The following is an 18,399-nucleotide window of genomic DNA, read 5'->3' on the forward strand; positions in this document are numbered from 1 at the left end:
TTGTCTCCGGACCGTGGACAGGTGTAGACTTCAGCCTCTGCAAACCTGAAAAAACGAGAGGATGAATGAGCTACCGGGTAATTGCCCTCGACCTCGACGGCACGCTGCTGACCCCAGCCAAAACGATTCTGCCGCAGTCAATTGACGCACTGAACCAGGCCCGCCAGGCGGGTGTTCATGTCGCTATTGTGACCGGACGCCATCACTGTGCTATCCACCCTTTTTATCAGGCACTACAACTGGATACACCCGCAATCTGCTGTAATGGCACCTATTTGTATGATTACCAGGCGAAACAGGTGCTGGCGTCCGATCCTCTCGACCCGCAGCTGGCGTTACAGGTCATTGAGAGGCTGGATCAGCAGCAGATTCACGGCTTGCTTTACGTGGATGATGTGATGCTCTATCAGACGCCGACCGGTCACGTGATGCGCACGCTGAAATGGGCCGAATCGCTGCCTGAGCATCAGCGTCCGCTGTTCCGTCAGGTGCCTGATTTAGCCCAGGCGGCACGTGACGCCGGTTCGATCTGGAAGTTTGCCCTGTCGCACGACAATCATCAGGAGCTGCAACAGTTCGCCACTGCAGTGGAAGCGGAGCTGGGGCTGGCCTGCGAATGGTCATGGCACGATCAGGTGGATATCGCTAAAGGCGGCAACAGCAAAGGCAAACGGCTGGCGCAGTGGGTTGAATCGCTGGGGCTGAGCATGTCCGATGTGATCGCATTTGGTGATAACTACAACGACCTCAGCATGCTGGAAACGGCCGGACTGGGCGTGGCGATGGGCAATGCCGACGAGGCGATCAAAGCACGGGCGAAAAAGGTGATCGGCACTAACCTTGAAACCGGTATTGCCGATACTCTCCGTCAGTTCGTCCTGTAATCAGGGCGTCACGGAGACGCTTTTAATCTGGGCATAGAGCCACTGTTCGGGCCGGATGCCCAGTTCATCGCGCGCCCATGGCGTGATGCGCGCCCAGAGTTCGCTGATGCCGATACGCAGCTTCACCTCTACCTGGTCTCCGACCTCCAGCAGCTCAACGACCTGTGCCGGTAAAATGTTGCGGATGGAGGTATGCTGCGGCGGTTGCAGCGCCAGCGAAACATCGGATGAGGCGATGCGAATACGCAGCGGCGTTTTCACCGGCTGATTTACCCGGCTGACCCAGATGTGCTGATCGCCCAGCGACAGTGCGGTCATCGGATAGTCGGGATGCTGCTCCAGCACCTGCACCCGCAGCACGCTGGTCAGTTCGCTCACCGGCAGCCAGGGCCGCATCGCGCTGCTGCTCCAGACCCGCTCCAGCGGACCAAAGGCTTTAACCTTGCCCGCATCCAGCACCAGCACGTTATCAGCCAGATGCAGGATTTCATCCAGACTGTGCGAGACGTAGAGCATCGGAATATCGACCTGCTTCGCCAGCTTTTGCAGATAAGGCATCAGTTCACGTTTGCGCGGCAGATCCAGCGACGCCAGCGGCTCATCCAGCAGCAGCATATCCGGTGCGGTCAGCAGCGCCCGGCCAATCGCGACCCGCTGCTTTTCACCGCCCGACAGCGACAGCGGAAAGCGCGACAGCAGCGCCTCCAGCCCCAGCAGCGAGACCAGACTGTCGAACTGCGCTTTCATTGACGGCGCCATACCATATTGCAGGTTGCCCCGGACCCGGTAGTGCGGGAACAGCCGAGCATCCTGAAACACATAACCGATGCGGCGTTTTTCCGGCGGCAGCGCAATCTTCTGCTCTGCATCAAACAGCAGGCGATCGTTAAGCTCAATTCGCCCGCGCTGCGGCTGAGTCAGTCCGCTGATGGCGTTGATGAGTGAGGTTTTACCGGCACCGGAAACACCGAAAATGGCGGTGATCCCTTTGGCCGGGATCTGCAGATCGACCTCAAGCTGATGATCGCCCTGCTGCTGCATAAAGTTGAGTGATAGCATCAGCTTCCCATCCGCTTACGGCCTGCCCGTGCCAGCCATTCCGACGCCAGCAGTGAACCCAGTGCCAGCACGATAGCGATCACGCAGAGTCGCGCCGCCGCACCCTCTGCACCGGGCGTTTCGATCAGGGTAAACATCGCCAGCGGAAGCGTGCGCGTTTCACCGGGAATATTGGAAACGAACGTGATCGTGGCGCCAAATTCGCCCAGCGATCGGGCAAACGCCAGTACCGTTCCGGCGATCACACCCGGCAACGTCAGCGGCAGTGTAATGGTGAAAAAGACCCGCCAGCGTCCGGCACCCAGCGTACGCGCTGCCTGCTCCAGCCGGCTATCCACCGCTTCCAGCGCCAGCCGGATGGCGCGTACCATCAGTGGAAAGGCGATGACGGCAGACGCCAGTGCCGCACCGCGCCAGCTGAACGCAAAGCTGAAACCAAACCAGTCAAACAGCTTTTCACCAATGATCCCGCGTCGTCCCAGGCTAACCAGCAGCAGATACCCCACCACTACCGGCGGCAGCACCAGCGGCAGGTGAATCAGGCTGTCGAGCAGCGCTTTGCCGGGGAAACGGCAGCGCACCAGAATCCAGGCCATCAGGATGCCAAACGGCAGACTGCCCAGCACGGCTATGACAGAGACTTTAAGGCTAAGCAGTACTGCCTGCCATTCGGGATCGCTGAGTATCATTTCGTCGGTGTGAATCCATAATGTTTGAAAATCGCCGCAGCCTGCGGTCCTTTCAGGTAATCATAAAAGGCTTTAACGGTAGCCGTGTCGTGATCGTTTACGATCGCCATCGGATATTCCACCGGTTTATGGCTGTCTGCCGGAAAACGCCCCACCACCTGCACTTTGTCGCTGGCGACGGCGTCGGAACCGTAGACAATGCCATAAGGCGTTTCGTTACGCTCGACCAGCGCCAGCGCTGCCCGCACATTATTAGCGGGCGCTAACGCGGGCGCTACGCCGTCCCAGGCGCCCAGTTTTTGCAGCGCTTCTTTGGCGTAAATTCCCGCCGGAACGTGGTCCGGATCGCCAACCGCCAGACGTTCGCCGTGCAGCAATGTTTTCCAGTCGGTCTGCGGATCCAGCGTCACCGCTTTAGCTGCGGCACTGCGTGGCGCAATCAGTACCAGGTCGTTGCCCAGCAGGGTGTAGCGGGTGCGGGTGATCACGCTTTTCTTCGCTACGGCATCATCCATCCACTGCTGATCGGCAGAGATAAACAGGTCGGCAGGCGCGCCCTGTTCAAGCTGACGCGCCAGCGTGGAGGATGAGGCGAACGAAGAGACGACCGTTACGCCCTTTTCCTTCTGATACTGACTGGCAATATCCTGCATCGCATTGGTCAGAGAAGCCGCGGCAAACACGGTAATGTTATCGGCGGCCACGGCCTGTCCGGCCAGCGACACGGTAACCAGCGCCGCGACGCTCCAGCGGGTGTAATTAAATGACATGATTCTCTCCGGCTATTCGTTGTGTAGCGGATAATATAACGCAATATCAGGGAGGTTCAGTAAATTATCGGCAGGCGTCAGAGAAGGTTGAATCGGTGCGTTACAAAAATGACGACGCCCGCCAGGATGGCGGGCGTGGCAGAAATTAATTATGCGAACGGGCTGAAGATTTTTCGCGATGACCCACTTTAGAGAAGATATTAAACACTTCACCCAGGCCATAAATCATACCCAGCATCAGCGCCATTACCACAGGGACCATCAGTACGGCCACGGCGAGGCTTTTCAGTAATTCCAGCATGGAGAGTCTCACTCTGCTAACAAAAAAGTGATTGTAACGGGTCAGTAAAATTTTGCGCAGCCCTTTTCGTGCTTTTACTTTGGTCATAAAACGCCGCTATCATCGGCCTTCGCCTTAACCCTTTGCCGGAGCTGTCATGGAAGCTGAACTATCCCTTCATATCCGTTTACAACAGAAACTGTTTGCCGATCCGCGGCGTATTGAGCTGCTGAAACGCGTCCAGCAGACCGGATCGATCAGTCAGGGGGCGAAACTGGCTGGTATCAGTTACAAAAGTGCCTGGGATGCGATTAATGAGATGAACCAGATGGCGGATGAAACGCTGGTGGCGCGGGCAACCGGCGGCAAAGGCGGCGGCGGTGCCACGCTGACCCGCTACGGTGAACGCCTGATTCAGCTGTTTCATCTGATGGAGCAGATCCAGCAGAAAGCCTTCGATGCGCTGCAGCAGGATACGCTGCCGCTCGACAGCCTGCTGGCGGCCATCGCTCGCTTCTCACTGCAGACCAGCGCCCGCAACCAGCTGTTCGGCACCGTGGTCAGCAACGATGCGCAGCAGGTGGTTCAGCATCTGCTGATTCAGCTGGCTGATGGCGTCACTCAGCTCAATGTGGCGCTGACCCAGCGCAGCGCCGATCGTCTGCAGCTGGCGGCGGGTAAAGAGGTGCTGGTGCTGATCAAAGCGCCATGGATCCGCATCCGTCGTGACGCCGCAGAGGAAGACAATCAGCTGGCCGCCACCGTCACTGCCATCGAACCGGGTGAGCAGATGAGTGAGGTGCTGATGCAACTCGCCAGCGGCGAAACCCTGTGTGCCACTCTTACTAATGAACAGCTACAACAGCTGAAGCTGCAGCCCGGCGACGCGGTGATCGCCAGTTTCAATGCGGAGAACGCCATCGTCGCCACCCTGCTCTAGCGGCTTATTTGACATCATTACAGCCAATGGTTACAACTCAGTGACACGATGCAGAAAATGGAACAGATCATGGCTTCATTGCATATTTTGCAAGGCACGTTTCATCTTAGCGATACCCGGATACTGACGCTGAATCAGGTGGAACTGCAGCGCGGCGAAAGCTGGGCCTTTGTCGGTGCCAACGGCAGCGGTAAATCCTCACTGGCGCGCGCACTCTCCGGTGAACTGCCGCCGCTGGCGGGTTCAGTCAGCAGCGATTTCACAAGGCCGGTCCGTCTGTCGCTGGAGCAGTTACAGACGCTGGTGGCGCAGGAGTGGCAGCGCAACAACACCGATATGCTCAGCGAAGGCGAAGAGGATACCGGGCTGACCGTGGCAGAGGTGATTCAGGCGGAAGTGCAGCAGCCGGAACGTTGCAAACAGCTGGCACAGCAGTTTGGCATCGAACCGCTGTTGTCACGCCGCTTCAAATATCTCTCAACCGGCGAAACCCGCAAAACCCTGCTTTGCCAGGCCCTGATGAACCAGCCAGATTTGCTGATCTTAGATGAGCCGTTTGACGGACTGGATGTGGCGTCGCGTGCCAGCCTGACCGACACGTTACGCAATCTGCAGCATCCGGCGTTTACGCTGGTGCTGGTGCTTAATCGCTTTGACGATATTCCCGATTTCGTTCAGCAGGTGGGTGTGCTGGCGGAGTGCACGCTCACGCACAGTGGCCCGCGCCAGACGATCTTAACGGAAGCGCTGGTGGCACAGCTGGCACACAGTGAGCAGCTGATGGGTATGGCGCTGCCCGAAGCGGATGTGCCGGATCAGCTGCCTTCACTGGCGGATGATGCCCCTCGCGTTATCCTGCGCAACGGCACCGTCTCCTACAATGATAAGCCGGTGATTCAGGGGCTGAACTGGCAGGTTAACGCGGGCGAGCACTGGCAGATTATCGGTCCTAACGGCGCCGGAAAATCGACGCTGCTGAGTCTGGTAACCGGCGATCATCCGCAGGGCTACAGCAATGATCTCACCCTGTTTGGCCGTCGTCGCGGCAGTGGCGAAACCATCTGGGATATCAAACAGCATATTGGCTATGTCAGCAGCAGCCTGCACCTCGATTATCGCGTCAGCACCAATGTGCGGACGGTGATCCTGTCGGGTTTCTTCGACTCCATCGGCCTCTATCAGGCGGCGTCCGATCGGCAGAAAGCGCTGGCACAACAGTGGCTGACACTGCTGGGAATGGATAACCGGCTGGGCGATGCGCCGTTCCACTCGCTCTCATGGGGACAACAGCGGCTGGTGCTGATTGCCCGCGCGCTGGTTAAGCATCCGACGCTGCTGATTCTGGACGAGCCACTTCAGGGACTCGACCCGATTAACCGCCAGCTGGTACGGCGCTTCGTCGATGTGCTGATTGGCGAAGGTCGCACGCAGCTGCTGTTTGTTTCGCATCATGTCGAAGATGCGCCCGCCTGCATCACACATCGTCTGAGCTTTGTTCCCGATGATGGCGGCTACGCTTTTCAGCAGGAAACGCTGCGCTAACGCGTTAACAATGTCCCTCAACGAGATTGCTGACAAAGTCTGCCATACCCAGCTGTGAGACCGAGTCTGCGAAGGCAACACGGTCAGATCGGAAAGTCGCTTAAACCATCCATGGCCGCTCGGCCCGCGCGATTACGCACCTCATCCCTGAGGTGCGCCCGTTGCCGGGCCAACGCGTTGCGTTGTTCAAAAACGCTCCCGGCGTTTTTAGTACGCACCTCATCCCTGAGGTGCGCCCGTTGCCGGGCCAACGCGTTGCGTTGTTCAAAAACGCTCCCGGCGTTTTTGTCCATGGCGCGGGACGCTTTCCTCCTCTGCCCTTGTTGCCTGCGCTTTTAGCTAACGCGCTGCTGTCAGAGCAACCCTGATTGGGTTTGTCAGCAATCTGCAACGCCGCTATCGCGGCATTTTAATGTACCTTTGTGTAAGCGCTACCATTCCTTCCCACCTTTAATCTTCTGAATGCGCACACAATGCCACGAAATAAGAATATTCAGCTTGTGTAAGCGATACCATTTATCCAGACTTGATCACGCTTTCGGGCGCGCTGATGTGCTACTTTTTACCGATGCCTCTCTGGCTTTTGACGCTTACCAGGATCTCACATGGAAAAATTCAACCCGGTCGATCACCCGCATCGCCGTTACAATCCACTGATTGATCAATGGATTCTCGTTTCACCTCATCGGGCCAAACGTCCGTGGCAGGGCGCGCAGGAAACGCCGGCGGTCAATACCTTACCGTCGCACGATCCGGACTGCTTCCTGTGTGCCGGAAATACCCGCATCACCGGTGACAAAAACCCGGACTATGCTGGCACGTACGTCTTTACCAATGACTTTGCTGCACTGATGACCGACACGCCTGACGCGCCCGAGAGCGACGATATCCTGATGCGCTGTGAAAGCGCACGCGGCACCAGTCGGGTCATCTGCTTCTCGCCCGATCACAGCAAAACTCTGCCGGAGATGTCACTGAGCGCGCTGGAAGAAGTGGTGCGCACCTGGCAGGCGCAGACCGCCGATCTGGGTCAGCACTATCCGTGGGTGCAGGTGTTTGAGAACAAAGGCGCAGCGATGGGCTGCTCTAACCCGCATCCGCACGGTCAGATCTGGGCTAACAGCTTCCTGCCGAATGAAGCGCAGCGCGAAGATGATCATCAGCGCGACTATTTCGCTAAACATGGCTCGCCGATGCTGGTCGATTATCTGGCACGCGAGCAGCAGGATGGCAGCCGCACCGTGGTGGAAACCGAACACTGGCTGGCCGTGGTGCCGTGGTGGGCCGCCTGGCCGTTTGAAACCCTGCTGCTGCCGAAAGCGCACGTTAAACAGCTGACCGATCTCAGTGAAGCGCAGAGTGCCGATCTGGCGAAAGCCATCAAGCAGCTGACCAGCCGCTACGACAACCTGTTCCAGTGCTCCTTTCCCTACTCCATGGGCTGGCACGGCGCGCCGTTTAACGGCGAAGCCAACGATCACTGGCAGCTGCATGCGCACTTCTATCCGCCGCTGCTGCGCTCAGCAACGGTACGTAAATTTATGGTTGGCTATGAAATGCTGGCCGAAACCCAACGCGATTTAACGGCGGAACAGGCGGCGGAACGTCTGCGTTCTGTCAGCGACGTTCACTTCCGTGAGGCACAACAATGAGCTTAAAAACCATCACGCAGCAGCTTTTCTCTGACACCTTCGGTTACGCCGCCACCCACACCATTCAGGCGCCGGGCCGCGTTAACCTGATTGGCGAGCACACCGACTATAACGACGGCTTTGTGCTGCCGTGTGCCATCGATTACCAGACGGTGATCGCCTGCGCCCGCCGTGACGATCGCCAGATTCGCGTGGTCGCGGCTGATTATGAGAATGCGCAGGACACCTTCTCGCTGGACGAAGAGATCGTCAGCGTGCAGGAACCAATGTGGGCTAACTATGTGCGCGGCGTGGTGAAACATCTGCAGCAGCGTCATGCTGATTTCGGCGGCATCGATATGGTGATCAGCGGCAACGTGCCGCAGGGTGCGGGCCTCAGTTCATCCGCCTCGCTGGAAGTCGCGGTTGGCACCGTGGTGCAGCAGCTTTATAACCTGCCGCTGGATGGCGCAGCCATCGCGGTGAATGGTCAGGAAGCGGAGAACCAGTTTGTTGGCTGTAACTGCGGCATTATGGACCAGCTGATTTCCGCACTGGGGCAGAAAGATCACGCCATGCTGCTCGACTGCCGCACGCTGGGCACGCGTCCGGTGTCGATGCCGGAAGATATCGCGGTGGTGATCATCAACTCCAACTTCCGTCGCAGCCTGGTCGGCAGCGAATACAATACCCGCCGCGAGCAGTGTGAAGCGGGCGCGCGTTTCTTCAGCAAGAAGGCGCTGCGTGACGTTGAACTGGCCGAGTTTGAAGCGGCGCAGGCGCAGCTCGACACGCAGGTGGCAAAACGCGTGCGTCACGTCCTGACCGAGAACGCCCGTACGCTGGAAGCGGCCGATGCGCTGACTCAGGGCGACCTGACCCGTATGGGCCAGTTGATGGCCGAATCACACGCCTCAATGCGTGACGACTTCGAGATCACCGTGCCGCCGATCGATACGCTGGTTGAGATCGTGAAAGCGCAGATCGGTGAACGCGGCGGCGTGCGTATGACCGGCGGCGGCTTTGGTGGCTGCATCGTGGCACTCATGCCACTGGATCTGGTCGATCAGGTGAAAGCCGCCGTTGCAGAGCAGTATGAAGCCGCGACTGGCATCAAAGAGACCTTCTACGTCTGCAAAGCCTCTGAAGGAGCGGGCCAATGCTGAATGACGTCAACTCCCATGCGCCCGACGGTCAGCCGTGGCGCATAACGGTACTGCGCAATGCCAACGGCATGCTGGCGACCTTTATGGACTGGGGCGCAACCTGGCTTTCTGCCCGCATCCCGATGCAGGATGGCACCGTGCGTGAAGCGCTGCTCGGCTGCGCCACACCCTCTGACTATCTGCATCAGGATGCCTATCTGGGTGCCACGGTGGGCCGTTACGCCAACCGCATCGCCGGAGCAAAGCTCAATAAGCTGAACCGCCAGCTGGTGCCCAACCAGGGTGCCCATCAGCTGCATGGCGGGCCGGAAGGCTTTGATAAACGCCGCTGGCAGATTGTCAGCCAGTCCGACAGCGAGGTGCATTACCGCATCGATTCGCCGGATGGCGATCAAGGCTATCCGGGCAATCTGATTGCCGACCTGCACTATCAGCTGGATGACCAGAACTGCCTGAGCATCCGCTATGAAGCGCGCTGCGACCAGCCCTGCCCGGTCAATCTGACTAACCATGCCTACTTTAACCTTGATGCGCATCATGGCGACGCCCGCCAGCATCGCTTACAACTGCACGCCGACCAGTATCTGCCGGTCGACAGCGAAGGGATTCCGAATGCCCCGCTGAAAGCCGTCGCCGATACCAGTTTCGATTTCCGCAACGCCAAAGTCGTGGCGCAGGATTTTCTGACAGACGACGATCAGCGGGCGGTGAAGGGTTATGACCATGCGTTTCTGCTCAACAGTGCAGGCGACGATAGTCAGCCTGCGGCGGAACTCTGGTCAGAAGATGGCAGGTTACAGCTCAGCGTGACCACCTCGGCACCGGCACTGCAGTTCTACACCGGCAACTACCTGGCCGGTACGCGTGCCCGTGAGCAGGCGAGCTATACTGCATTCCAGGGCATTGCGCTGGAGAGTGAATTTTTACCGGATTCGCCTAATCATGCTGAGTGGTCTCAGCCGGATTGCTGGCTGCAGCCGGGAGATCGCTGGGAATCCGTGACGCGGTATCGCTTCACGCCACGCTGAGCCTCCGGCTGAAAAACGCGCAGTGCGTCACACACAGGCTTACGCGCTGCCCGCTTTTCCGTTATGGTATGGCGCAATCAGCTCGTGTTTTCAGGCGGGCAGCAGCAGGTTTCCAATCTCACAGAAACATCACAGTATTAAGGAGTTAAGCTATGGCTGTAACTAAGCTGGTTCTGGTGCGACACGGCGAAAGCCAGTGGAACAACGAAAACCGCTTTACCGGTTGGTATGATGTTGACCTTTCTGAGAAAGGTCGTGGCGAAGCCAAATCAGCAGGTCAGCTGCTGAAGAAAGAGGGCTTTGTTTTTGATTTCGCTTACACCTCCGTACTGAAGCGTGCGATTCATACGCTGTGGAATGTGCTGGATGAGCTGGATCAGGCCTGGCTGCCGGTTGAAAAAACCTGGCGTCTGAACGAGCGTCACTACGGTGCGCTGCAGGGTCTGGATAAAGCTGAAACGGCCGCCAAATATGGCGACGAGCAGGTTAAACAGTGGCGTCGCGGCTTTGCCGTTACCCCACCAGAGCTGGATCGTTCAGATGAGCGCTTCCCGGGCCATGACCCGCGTTATGCGAAACTGACCCCGGAGCAGCTGCCAACGACCGAAAGCCTGGCGCTGACCATCGACCGCGTTATCCCTTACTGGAACGACACCATTCTACCGCGCATCAAAAGCGGTGAGAAAGTGATCATTGCTGCACACGGCAACTCACTGCGTGCGCTGGTGAAATATCTGGATAACCTGAGCGAAGATGAAATTCTCGAGCTGAACATTCCTACCGGCGTTCCGCTGGTGTATGAGTTCGATGAAAACTTCAAACCGCTGAAACGCTACTACCTGGGCGACCAGGACGAGATTGCTGCGAAAGCTGCCGCCGTTGCGAATCAGGGTAAAGCGAAGTAATTTCTCGCTGACATGCAAAAAGGCCAGACGAAAGTCTGGCCTTTTTTATTGGGCTGCGCCCGGCAATGCTGCGCGTCATGTTTAACTGCCAGAGTAAAAGCCTGGATGTCAGCACGTACCAGACTAATCACATACTCAAATCCGTCTAAGTCTGGCAGCAATAAACTAGCTCGACGCGCAGGGAACAGCGTCAGAAGAGGAAAGCGTCCCGCGCCAGGGATGGCGCGGGCAGAGCGACCAGGGACTGGCTTGAGCGTCTTTCCGATCTGTCCGTGTTCCCTGAGCAGGCTCACTCTCCACAGCAAATCCGGCCAGACTTTGTTAATGAGTCTGAATAACCAATCAACCGCGGCGCTGTTTAACCGCTGCCGCCAGCTGACGCAGCACTTTATCAGTATCTTCCCAGCCGATACAGGCGTCGGTGACGCTTTTGCCATAGACCAGCGGCTCGCCGCTCTCCAGGCTCTGGTTGCCTTCCACCAGATGACTCTCAATCATCACACCGACAATCGCCTGCTCACCGTTGATCAGCTGCTGTGAAACATCGTCTGCCACAACCATCTGACGCTGGAACTGCTTGCTGCTGTTGGCATGGCTGAAATCGATCATCACCTGCTGTGGCAGACCCGCTTTCGCCAGACCCGCTTTAACATCAGCGACATGCTGCGCGCTATAGTTCGGCTCTTTGCCGCCGCGCAGGATGATGTGGCAGTCACCGTTGCCGCTGGTTTCCACAATCGCGGAGTGACCATACTTGGTTACTGACAGGAAACAGTGCGGGGAGCCCGCTGCGTTGATCGCATCAATCGCCACCTTGATCGTGCCATCGGTGCCGTTTTTAAAGCCTACCGGACAGGAAAGACCGGATGCCAGCTCGCGGTGAACCTGAGATTCCGTAGTACGCGCACCAATCGCGCCCCAGCTCATCAGGTCTGCCACATACTGCGGGGTAATCATATCCAGAAACTCGCCCGCCGCCGGTAAACCGCTGTCATTAATCTCCAGCAGCAGCTTACGCGCCAGACGCAGACCGTCGTTCAGCTGGTAGCTGTTATCCATATACGGGTCATTAATCAGCCCTTTCCAGCCCACCGTCGTGCGCGGCTTTTCAAAATAGACCCGCATGACCACTTCCAGCTCGCCTTTCAGCTCATCACGCAGTGCCAGCAGGCGGCTTGCATACTCTTTCGCCGCGTCAGTGTCATGAATTGAGCAGGGTCCAATCACCACCAGCAGACGATCATCCTTGCCCTGCAGGATCTGATGAATCGCCTGACGGGCCTGTGAAACGGTCTGTGCAGCACGATCGGTCGCCGGGAATTTTTCGAGCAGCGCAACAGGAGGTAACAGCTCTTTAATCTCTTTGATGCGTAAATCATCGTTCTGGTAATTCATACTGATTCCATATTATTTCTTGCCCGGCGCCCGCCGGACACATCCTGTCCAATGTAGCCCGAAGCGTCAGGGGTGTAAATTCCCGCTGCGGGTTAAATGTGCGGGTCATATTTGCATTAATCAGGTTAGCGACTAAACTTTTTAATGGTAAGCACTGAGGAACGTCCCGCTTACCTTATTTAATTACCCTGTTTAAGCCAACTGGCGAATTTTATTTCGTCAGGGATTTCTTTACCCGAAATTGCACCTCTGGGCTTAAAGCCTCTTCATTTATTAACGGGAGCATAATGATGAAAAAGTTTGCCTTAATTTTTTTGACAGCAGCAATGACACTGAGCAGCGGTGCGGTACTGGCTGCAGACAGCAGCAGCAATAACGGTACAGCGAACCAGGCAGCCAGTGCAGGTGCAGCAGCGGGTGGAGCGAAAGAGAATCTGCCACCGAATAATGTCGATAACAGCAAAATTAATAACACTGGCACCGACACTAATCCGGCAACGTCCGGCAGCACCACCAGCAATGGTAATATGTCTGCTAACGAAATTGACCAGAACAGCCAGTGTAAAGATGGCAAATGTCCGAACGTAAATAAAAAAGTTCAGACTAAAGTGGGCGGCGGTGATGTAAACACGAAAACCGACGGCACTTCACAGTAATTCTGTTTAGCCTGGAGAGCTGCGGCTCTCCGGGTTTTTCTCCCCTCAGCCCCACTCTTCCGCTATGCTAATCCTGTGAAATTTACAGGAAATCCTTCATGGCCGTTTTGCTTTTGATTGACGATCATCCGCTGGTTGAAGTGGCACTTGAAGCTGCCCTGAGCCAGTCGCCCATACCCGTTAAGCTGCTTTCTGCCAGCAGTGAAAAAGCCGCCCGCCCCTTACTTGAGGAGCAACCGGACATTATTGTGCTGGATATCGGCCTGCCGGACAGCGATGGGCTGGAGTTCCTGCGTCGCCTCAAGATCCATCGTCCTGATTGCCCGGTCCTTATCTACTCTGCGCAGCAGACCCGCCACTATATGCGTCGCGCTCAGGCGCTGGGTGCCGCCGGTTACGTGGTAAAGAGTCAGCGCATGACGCAGTTGCTCAGCGCCATCCTGGCGGTGCTGGGCGGTCAGACGGCCTTTCCGGAGATGGATGATGAGCCTGAGCTGCCGCTGACCCAGAAGGAGCGTCAGATTCTGGCACTGCTGGCCAGCGGCCTGTCCAATCTGCAAATCGCGGCTCAGCTGCACATCAGTAACAAAACGGTCAGTACCCATAAAAAGAACATCCTGGAAAAAACCGGTGCCCGATCAGTGGTGGAACTGGCTGACCTGTGGAAAGCCCAGCAGTGAGAATTATTCTGCTGATCCTGCTGTTCTGGTGCGGCTCCGCGCTGGCTGAGGTGCGTCCGGTGAGCAGCGTGAATCTGCCGATGATGCTGCCGGTGACCCATGCGGAAACCATGCAGGGCAGGATCCTGCGCGTCGGCCTGCTGGAAGAAAACCACGCGCCCTGGGCGATGCGTATCGGCAATGACCTCTATGGTATCAACGCCGACTATCTTTCCGCGCTGCGACAGCTGACCGGCGCGCAGTTCACGCTCAATCTCTACAGCGATCAACCGCACCTGATGCAGGCGCTCAGCAGCGGCCAAATCGATTTTGCGCTTGGCATGTGGAGTGCCCCGCTGCCACCCGGCACCCTGAGCAGCGAAAACTGGTTAAGCAGTCCGCTGCGGGTTTATCGCAATCAGCAAAACCAGCGTGCCGTAATGTTCAACAGCCAGAATGCCTCGCTTGCAATCAGCGACAGCACCCTGGCTCAGTTGCCATCTGCGCTGGCGGCCCGTCACAGCTGGCGACGCTACAGCAGCGATCTGCAGGCGCTCTATACCCTGCTTAATCAGCAGAATGACTATGTGGTGGCGGATGAAACCAGCGCCGGCTTTCTGCTAAGCCAGCTGCAACAGGGCCAGATTTATCAGATCGCCTCCCACATCGAGGCCGGCCAGCTCAACCTGCGTGCGGTGGCGCGCGATCCCCAGCTTATCAGCTGGATAAATCAGAGCCTGCGTCAGCTGCCTGCAGAACTGATGAACACGCTACAGGCGCGCTGGAGCAGCAGCCTGCCGCGCTATCAGGATACCCAGACCCTGATGCTCAGCCCTGCTGAGCGCGCCTGGATTGCCGATCATCCGCGTATTACTTACACCGCCGAGCCGGACAACTATCCCTGGAGTTACCGCGATGCCAGCGGAACCGCCCGGGGCTATGGCGTGGACTTGCTGAAAGCGATTGCGCAGAGCACCGGATTAGCGTTTGAGCCGGTGTGGGTCAGTAATCCCCGCCAGGCCAGCACGCTGATTCAGCAAAAGCAGGCGATGCTGCAGCTGATGCAGCCGCTGAATGGCGATGCGATGCAGAGCACGTCGCTGCCGGTGTGGCGCGCGCTGTGGGGCATCTACAGCGTCCAGTCCGATACGCTGGCACACTGGCGCGACCTGCGCGGCAAGCGGATCGGCGTGTTGCAGGATGACCTGGCGCTGCGTCTGCTGCCTGCGGATCTGCAGCCACAGCCGTTTGCCGATCGTAATAGCCTCTATGACGCACTGGCAAAGGGGCAGATCGATGCGCTGGTCGATAACGTGCTCTCCGCCCGCTGGCGTATCGCCAGCCGCGATGATACCCGTATTCACCTCGCCTTTGCCGCCAGCGACATCGCCTGGCCGATTGCGCTGGGCGTCACGCCGGACCAGCCAGTGCTGCGCACCCTGCTGGATCGCGCGCTGCAGCAGATTCCGGCCGATACCCAGAGCCAGATGCGTGATAGCTGGTCAACGCCGCCGCAGCCCGGCAGCGTGATGGTAATGCGTTCGCTGCCGATGGTAGTGCTGGCAGTAGCGGGTGCAGCCATTGTGCTGCTGCTGTTGCTGCTGGCGCGCCGCTACTGGCAGCAGCGCCGGGAACGTCAGCAGCGTGAGCAGGCGGAACATGCCAATGCGATGAAAAGCCAGTTCCTGGCGACGGTCAGCCATGAACTGCGCACGCCGATGCAGGCGATCCTGGGTCTGCTGGAGCTGGAGAAACAACAGCACAGTAGCCAGAATCTTTCGCTGCTACACAGCAGCGCACAATCGCTGCTGACCCTGCTGAATGACCTGCAGGATCATGCGCGCATCGAGAGCAACAGTTTTACCCTGGCACCCCGTCCGCTGGCGCTGGCGCAGTGGCTCAATCAACAGCAGCATTTTTATCATCCGTTGATGCGTACTGACGGCCCGCGTCTGATCGTCGAGGCGCTGACGCCGCTGCCTGACACCGTATTGATTGATGCCGACCGTTTGCAGCAGGTAGTCAACAACCTGATGACCAATGCGCTGAAATTCACCCGCCACGGCGCGATTCGTCTGACTCTTGCCGCTAAGCAGCAGCTGGTTCTGACGGTGAGCGACAGCGGCAGCGGGATTCCGCCGGAGGAACAGCAGAAGCTGTTTGACCCGTGGTATCAGGCGCCGTCCGGAAAATCCGTTTCGGTGCAGGGCAGCGGGCTGGGACTGTTTATCTGCCGCGAAATGGTGTTGCGGATGGGCGGCGACATCCGGCTCACCTCTGAACCTGGTCACGGCACTCAGGTCACCGTAACGCTGCCGCTGGAGATCTGCGCGCCGCTAAGCCATGCGGATGAGACGTCCCTGCCCGGCTTTCCTCATCTTAGGGTGGCGATTGTCGATGACCATCCAGCCAATCTGCTGGTGATGCAGCAGCAGCTAGTGCGCTTTGCGATTCAGGCTGACACCTTCGAACAGGGACGCGCGCTGCTGCAGGCCGACGCAAAGCAGCCTTATGATCTATTGTTTATCGACCAGATGATGCCGCGCCCTGACGGTACGTTGCTGCTGCGGATATTGCGGCGGCGTGACCGCCAGCGTGGACGTCAGGCGATGCGGGTGCTCTGCTCGGCTGACGCGCAGCTTCTGTCACGACCGCCTGAGGCGGGCGAGCGGGTGCTGATTAAACCGGTACAGTTAGCCGATCTCAGCGCGCTGCTGGCAGAGTGGCAGCAGGCGTGGCAGGAAGACCCGCTGGCGACACTGGATGACAATCTGTGGCAGCTGGCGCAGCAGAATGACAAATTCCTCAGCCGTCTGAGCCAGACGCTGCACAGTACGGTGACACAGGACCTGGCGGTGATGCGTGAGGCACACGAACGCGCAGACTGGACGCAGTTCGCCGAAGCAGCACACCGGATGAAAGGAAGCTGCCTGCTGGCAGGGCTGGAGCATGGCGCGCAGCTCAGCCAGCAGCTGACGGAGCAGGTTAAACAGCATCAGGATACGTCTGAGACGTGGCAATTACTGATATTATTCGTAAACAGGTTACTGAAAAAACTGGAAACTTATGGCACATACCCACACTCATAGCGGGCAGGATAGTAATCGCACGCGTCTGGCGGCCGCCTTCGGGGTGACCGTCGTCTTCATGGTTGCTGAAGTGATTGGCGGCTGGCTCTCGGGTTCACTGGCGCTGCTGGCGGACGCAGGGCATATGCTGACCGACGCCGCCGCGCTGCTGATGGCCTTGCTGGCGGTGCAGTTCTCGCGCCGTAAACCTAATGCACGTCACACCTTTGGCCTGCTGCGCCTGACTACGCTGGCCGCATTTGTTAACGCCATCGCACTGCTGGGCATTACCGCGCTCATCGTCTGGGAAGCGGTGCGCCGCTTTGCCGACCCGCAGCCGGTCACGGGCGGCCTGATGCTGGGGATCGCAGTTGGCGGCCTGCTGGCCAATATTCTGTCGTTCTGGCTGCTGCACCACGGCAGCGGAGAGAAGAATCTCAACGTGCGTGCCGCCGCGCTGCATGTCATGGGTGACCTGCTGGGTTCGGTGGGCGCGATTGTGGCAGCGGTAATCATCCTGCTGACCGGCTGGACGCCAATTGACCCGATTCTGTCACTGCTGGTCTCCCTGCTGGTGCTGCGCAGCGCCTGGGCGCTGCTGCGTGAAAGTCTGCAGGAGTTACTGGAAGGGGCACCGCATTCACTGGATGTGAACCGGCTGATACGGGATCTGACGCTGAACATCGCCGAAGTGCGCAATGTTCACCATGTGCATTTGTGGCAGGTCGGCGAAAAGCCGCTGCTGACACTGCATGCGCAGGTGATCCCGCCTTACGATCACGATGCGCTGCTGCATCGTATTCACGACTACCTGCGCCAGAACTACCAGATTGCGCATGCGACGGTGCAGATGGAGTATCAGCCCTGTGCCGGCGCCGAATGTGAACTCGGCTTAAGCAGCGCGGCTGCCTCCGGCCATGATCACAGTCATTCTCACGACCATGATCATGACCCTGCTCACGCTAAAGGCGAAGCACACACTCACTGAGCCGACAGCGCGCGGGAACCCTGTTGCCGCGCGCTGCGGATCCACATACGCGATCCGTTCAGCGCAATCAGTGTCAGGATCACATACTCCAGCGACATCGCATAGACGCCCTGACGGGCGAAAATCATCACGCTAATCACGTTGATGATGACCCACAGCAGCCAGTTCTCAACATATTTGCGCGTCATCAGCACCATCGCCGCAATCGACAACACCATCATGCAGGAATCCCAGAACGGGAAGGCATCCGGCTGCAACGCGGGCATCGCCACCGACAGGCCAATACCGTTCATCAGCGTCACCGCTGCACGGGTTAACAGCGCAAACACCGGGTCGATATAAAGCGTCATCAGCGCAATGGCGATCACGCAACCCGCCGCCCAGGCGAGCGCTTTGGGCAGTGGCAGCCAGCGGATTTTCAGCTCGGCCTGATGATCGGCGGTCTGACGGCTCCAGGCGTACCAGCCATAGATATTGGCGGCAAAGAAGAAGAGCTGCAGCAGAAGGCTGGCATAGAGCTGGATTTGAAAGAAGATCACCGCAAACAGCGTCACGTTGATCAGACCGAACGGATAGTTGATGATTTTTTCCAGGCTGGCAAACCAGATACAGAGTAAGCCCGCCAGCGTGCCGATGGCCTCAATCCATGAGAGATCGTAGCCTCCGGCACCCAGAGGAATGTGAACCAGAATATTATGTGTGCTGAAGAAGTCCATGCTGAGCACCTGTCCGGGAACGC

17 protein-coding genes are annotated in these 18,399 nt (G+C 58.0%); 11 read left to right on the plus strand and 6 right to left on the minus strand.

Features of this window, described 5'->3' with window-relative positions:
* Window positions 1-65: 65 nt before the first annotated feature.
* Entirely contained in the window at window positions 66-884 is an 819-nt protein-coding gene (locus IV493_RS12420; RefSeq protein ID WP_110331532.1) for a pyridoxal phosphatase, read from the plus strand.
* Here the strand turns inward: IV493_RS12420 and modC are convergent, their stop codons facing one another.
* The 4 genes from modC to IV493_RS12440 all read right to left on the minus strand — a co-directional run bounded on the left by modC (window position 885) and on the right by IV493_RS12440 (window position 3,703).
* Window positions 885-1,943 carry a molybdenum ABC transporter ATP-binding protein ModC gene (gene modC / locus IV493_RS12425; RefSeq protein ID WP_013357174.1) on the minus strand — a complete coding sequence of 353 codons (1,059 nt, stop codon included), beginning with the start codon at window positions 1,941-1,943 and terminating at the stop codon, window positions 885-887.
* Window positions 1,943-2,632 (minus strand): molybdate ABC transporter permease subunit, encoded by a 690-nt coding sequence (gene modB, locus IV493_RS12430; RefSeq protein ID WP_195857225.1) that lies wholly within the window; start codon window positions 2,630-2,632, stop codon window positions 1,943-1,945. Before modB ends, modC begins: the two co-directional genes overlap by 1 nt.
* On the minus strand, window positions 2,629-3,402 hold the full coding sequence (gene modA, locus IV493_RS12435; protein ID WP_033782358.1) for a molybdate ABC transporter substrate-binding protein: 774 nt from the start codon (window positions 3,400-3,402) through the stop codon (window positions 2,629-2,631). The genes modB and modA overlap by 4 nt, the downstream gene beginning before the upstream one ends.
* Window positions 3,403-3,547: 145 nt before the next feature.
* Window positions 3,548-3,703, minus strand: coding sequence for an AcrZ family multidrug efflux pump-associated protein (locus tag IV493_RS12440; RefSeq protein ID WP_033731900.1), 156 nt, complete (start codon window positions 3,701-3,703; stop codon window positions 3,548-3,550).
* Between the two features lie 136 nt (window positions 3,704-3,839).
* Between IV493_RS12440 and modE the strand changes: the two genes are divergently transcribed.
* The 6 genes from modE (at window position 3,840) to gpmA (ending at window position 10,894) form a co-directional block, all read left to right on the plus strand.
* Entirely contained in the window at window positions 3,840-4,622 is a 783-nt protein-coding gene (gene modE, locus IV493_RS12445; protein WP_195857226.1) for a molybdenum-dependent transcriptional regulator, read from the plus strand.
* A gap of 69 nt (window positions 4,623-4,691) precedes the next feature.
* Window positions 4,692-6,164 (plus strand): molybdate ABC transporter ATP-binding protein ModF, encoded by a 1,473-nt coding sequence (modF, locus tag IV493_RS12450; protein WP_195857227.1) that lies wholly within the window; start codon window positions 4,692-4,694, stop codon window positions 6,162-6,164.
* Between the two features lie 605 nt (window positions 6,165-6,769).
* Window positions 6,770-7,816: a galactose-1-phosphate uridylyltransferase gene (gene galT, locus IV493_RS12455; RefSeq protein WP_095707539.1), complete on the plus strand. Its 1,047-nt coding sequence runs from the start codon at window positions 6,770-6,772 to the stop codon at window positions 7,814-7,816.
* Window positions 7,813-8,961, plus strand: coding sequence for a galactokinase (gene galK / locus IV493_RS12460; protein WP_195857228.1), 1,149 nt, complete (start codon window positions 7,813-7,815; stop codon window positions 8,959-8,961). Before galT ends, galK begins: the two co-directional genes overlap by 4 nt.
* Window positions 8,955-9,989: a galactose-1-epimerase gene (galM, locus tag IV493_RS12465; protein WP_195857229.1), complete on the plus strand. Its 1,035-nt coding sequence runs from the start codon at window positions 8,955-8,957 to the stop codon at window positions 9,987-9,989. The genes galK and galM overlap by 7 nt, the downstream gene beginning before the upstream one ends.
* A gap of 152 nt (window positions 9,990-10,141) precedes the next feature.
* Window positions 10,142-10,894, plus strand: coding sequence for a 2,3-diphosphoglycerate-dependent phosphoglycerate mutase (gpmA, locus tag IV493_RS12470; RefSeq protein WP_003851893.1), 753 nt, complete (start codon window positions 10,142-10,144; stop codon window positions 10,892-10,894).
* 342 nt (window positions 10,895-11,236) lie between these two features.
* Here gpmA and aroG read toward each other — a convergent pair whose 3' ends face one another.
* Window positions 11,237-12,289, minus strand: a complete 1,053-nt coding sequence (aroG, locus tag IV493_RS12475) for a 3-deoxy-7-phosphoheptulonate synthase AroG (RefSeq protein ID WP_033731895.1) — start codon at window positions 12,287-12,289, stop codon at window positions 11,237-11,239.
* Between the two features lie 287 nt (window positions 12,290-12,576).
* Between aroG and IV493_RS12480 the strand changes: the two genes are divergently transcribed.
* The 4 genes from IV493_RS12480 (at window position 12,577) to zitB (ending at window position 17,660) form a co-directional block, all read left to right on the plus strand.
* Window positions 12,577-12,945: a YbgS-like family protein gene (locus tag IV493_RS12480; protein WP_033731893.1), complete on the plus strand. Its 369-nt coding sequence runs from the start codon at window positions 12,577-12,579 to the stop codon at window positions 12,943-12,945.
* A 98-nt stretch (window positions 12,946-13,043) separates the two neighbouring features.
* Window positions 13,044-13,625, plus strand: coding sequence for a response regulator transcription factor (locus IV493_RS12485; RefSeq protein WP_033782354.1), 582 nt, complete (start codon window positions 13,044-13,046; stop codon window positions 13,623-13,625).
* Entirely contained in the window at window positions 13,607-16,693 is a 3,087-nt protein-coding gene (locus IV493_RS12490) for an ATP-binding protein (RefSeq protein WP_195857230.1), read from the plus strand. The genes IV493_RS12485 and IV493_RS12490 overlap by 19 nt, the downstream gene beginning before the upstream one ends.
* Entirely contained in the window at window positions 16,671-17,660 is a 990-nt protein-coding gene (gene zitB / locus IV493_RS12495; RefSeq protein ID WP_195857231.1) for a CDF family zinc transporter ZitB, read from the plus strand. The genes IV493_RS12490 and zitB overlap by 23 nt, the downstream gene beginning before the upstream one ends.
* Here zitB and pnuC read toward each other — a convergent pair.
* Window positions 17,654-18,376, minus strand: a complete 723-nt coding sequence (gene pnuC / locus IV493_RS12500; protein ID WP_013357161.1) for a nicotinamide riboside transporter PnuC — start codon at window positions 18,374-18,376, stop codon at window positions 17,654-17,656. The genes zitB and pnuC overlap by 7 nt on opposite strands.
* Between the last annotated feature and the right edge of the window lie 23 nt (window positions 18,377-18,399).

The sequence above is a fragment of the Pantoea sp. SM3640 genome (assembly GCF_015654165.1).
In the GTDB taxonomy this organism is placed as follows: domain Bacteria; phylum Pseudomonadota; class Gammaproteobacteria; order Enterobacterales; family Enterobacteriaceae; genus Pantoea; species Pantoea vagans.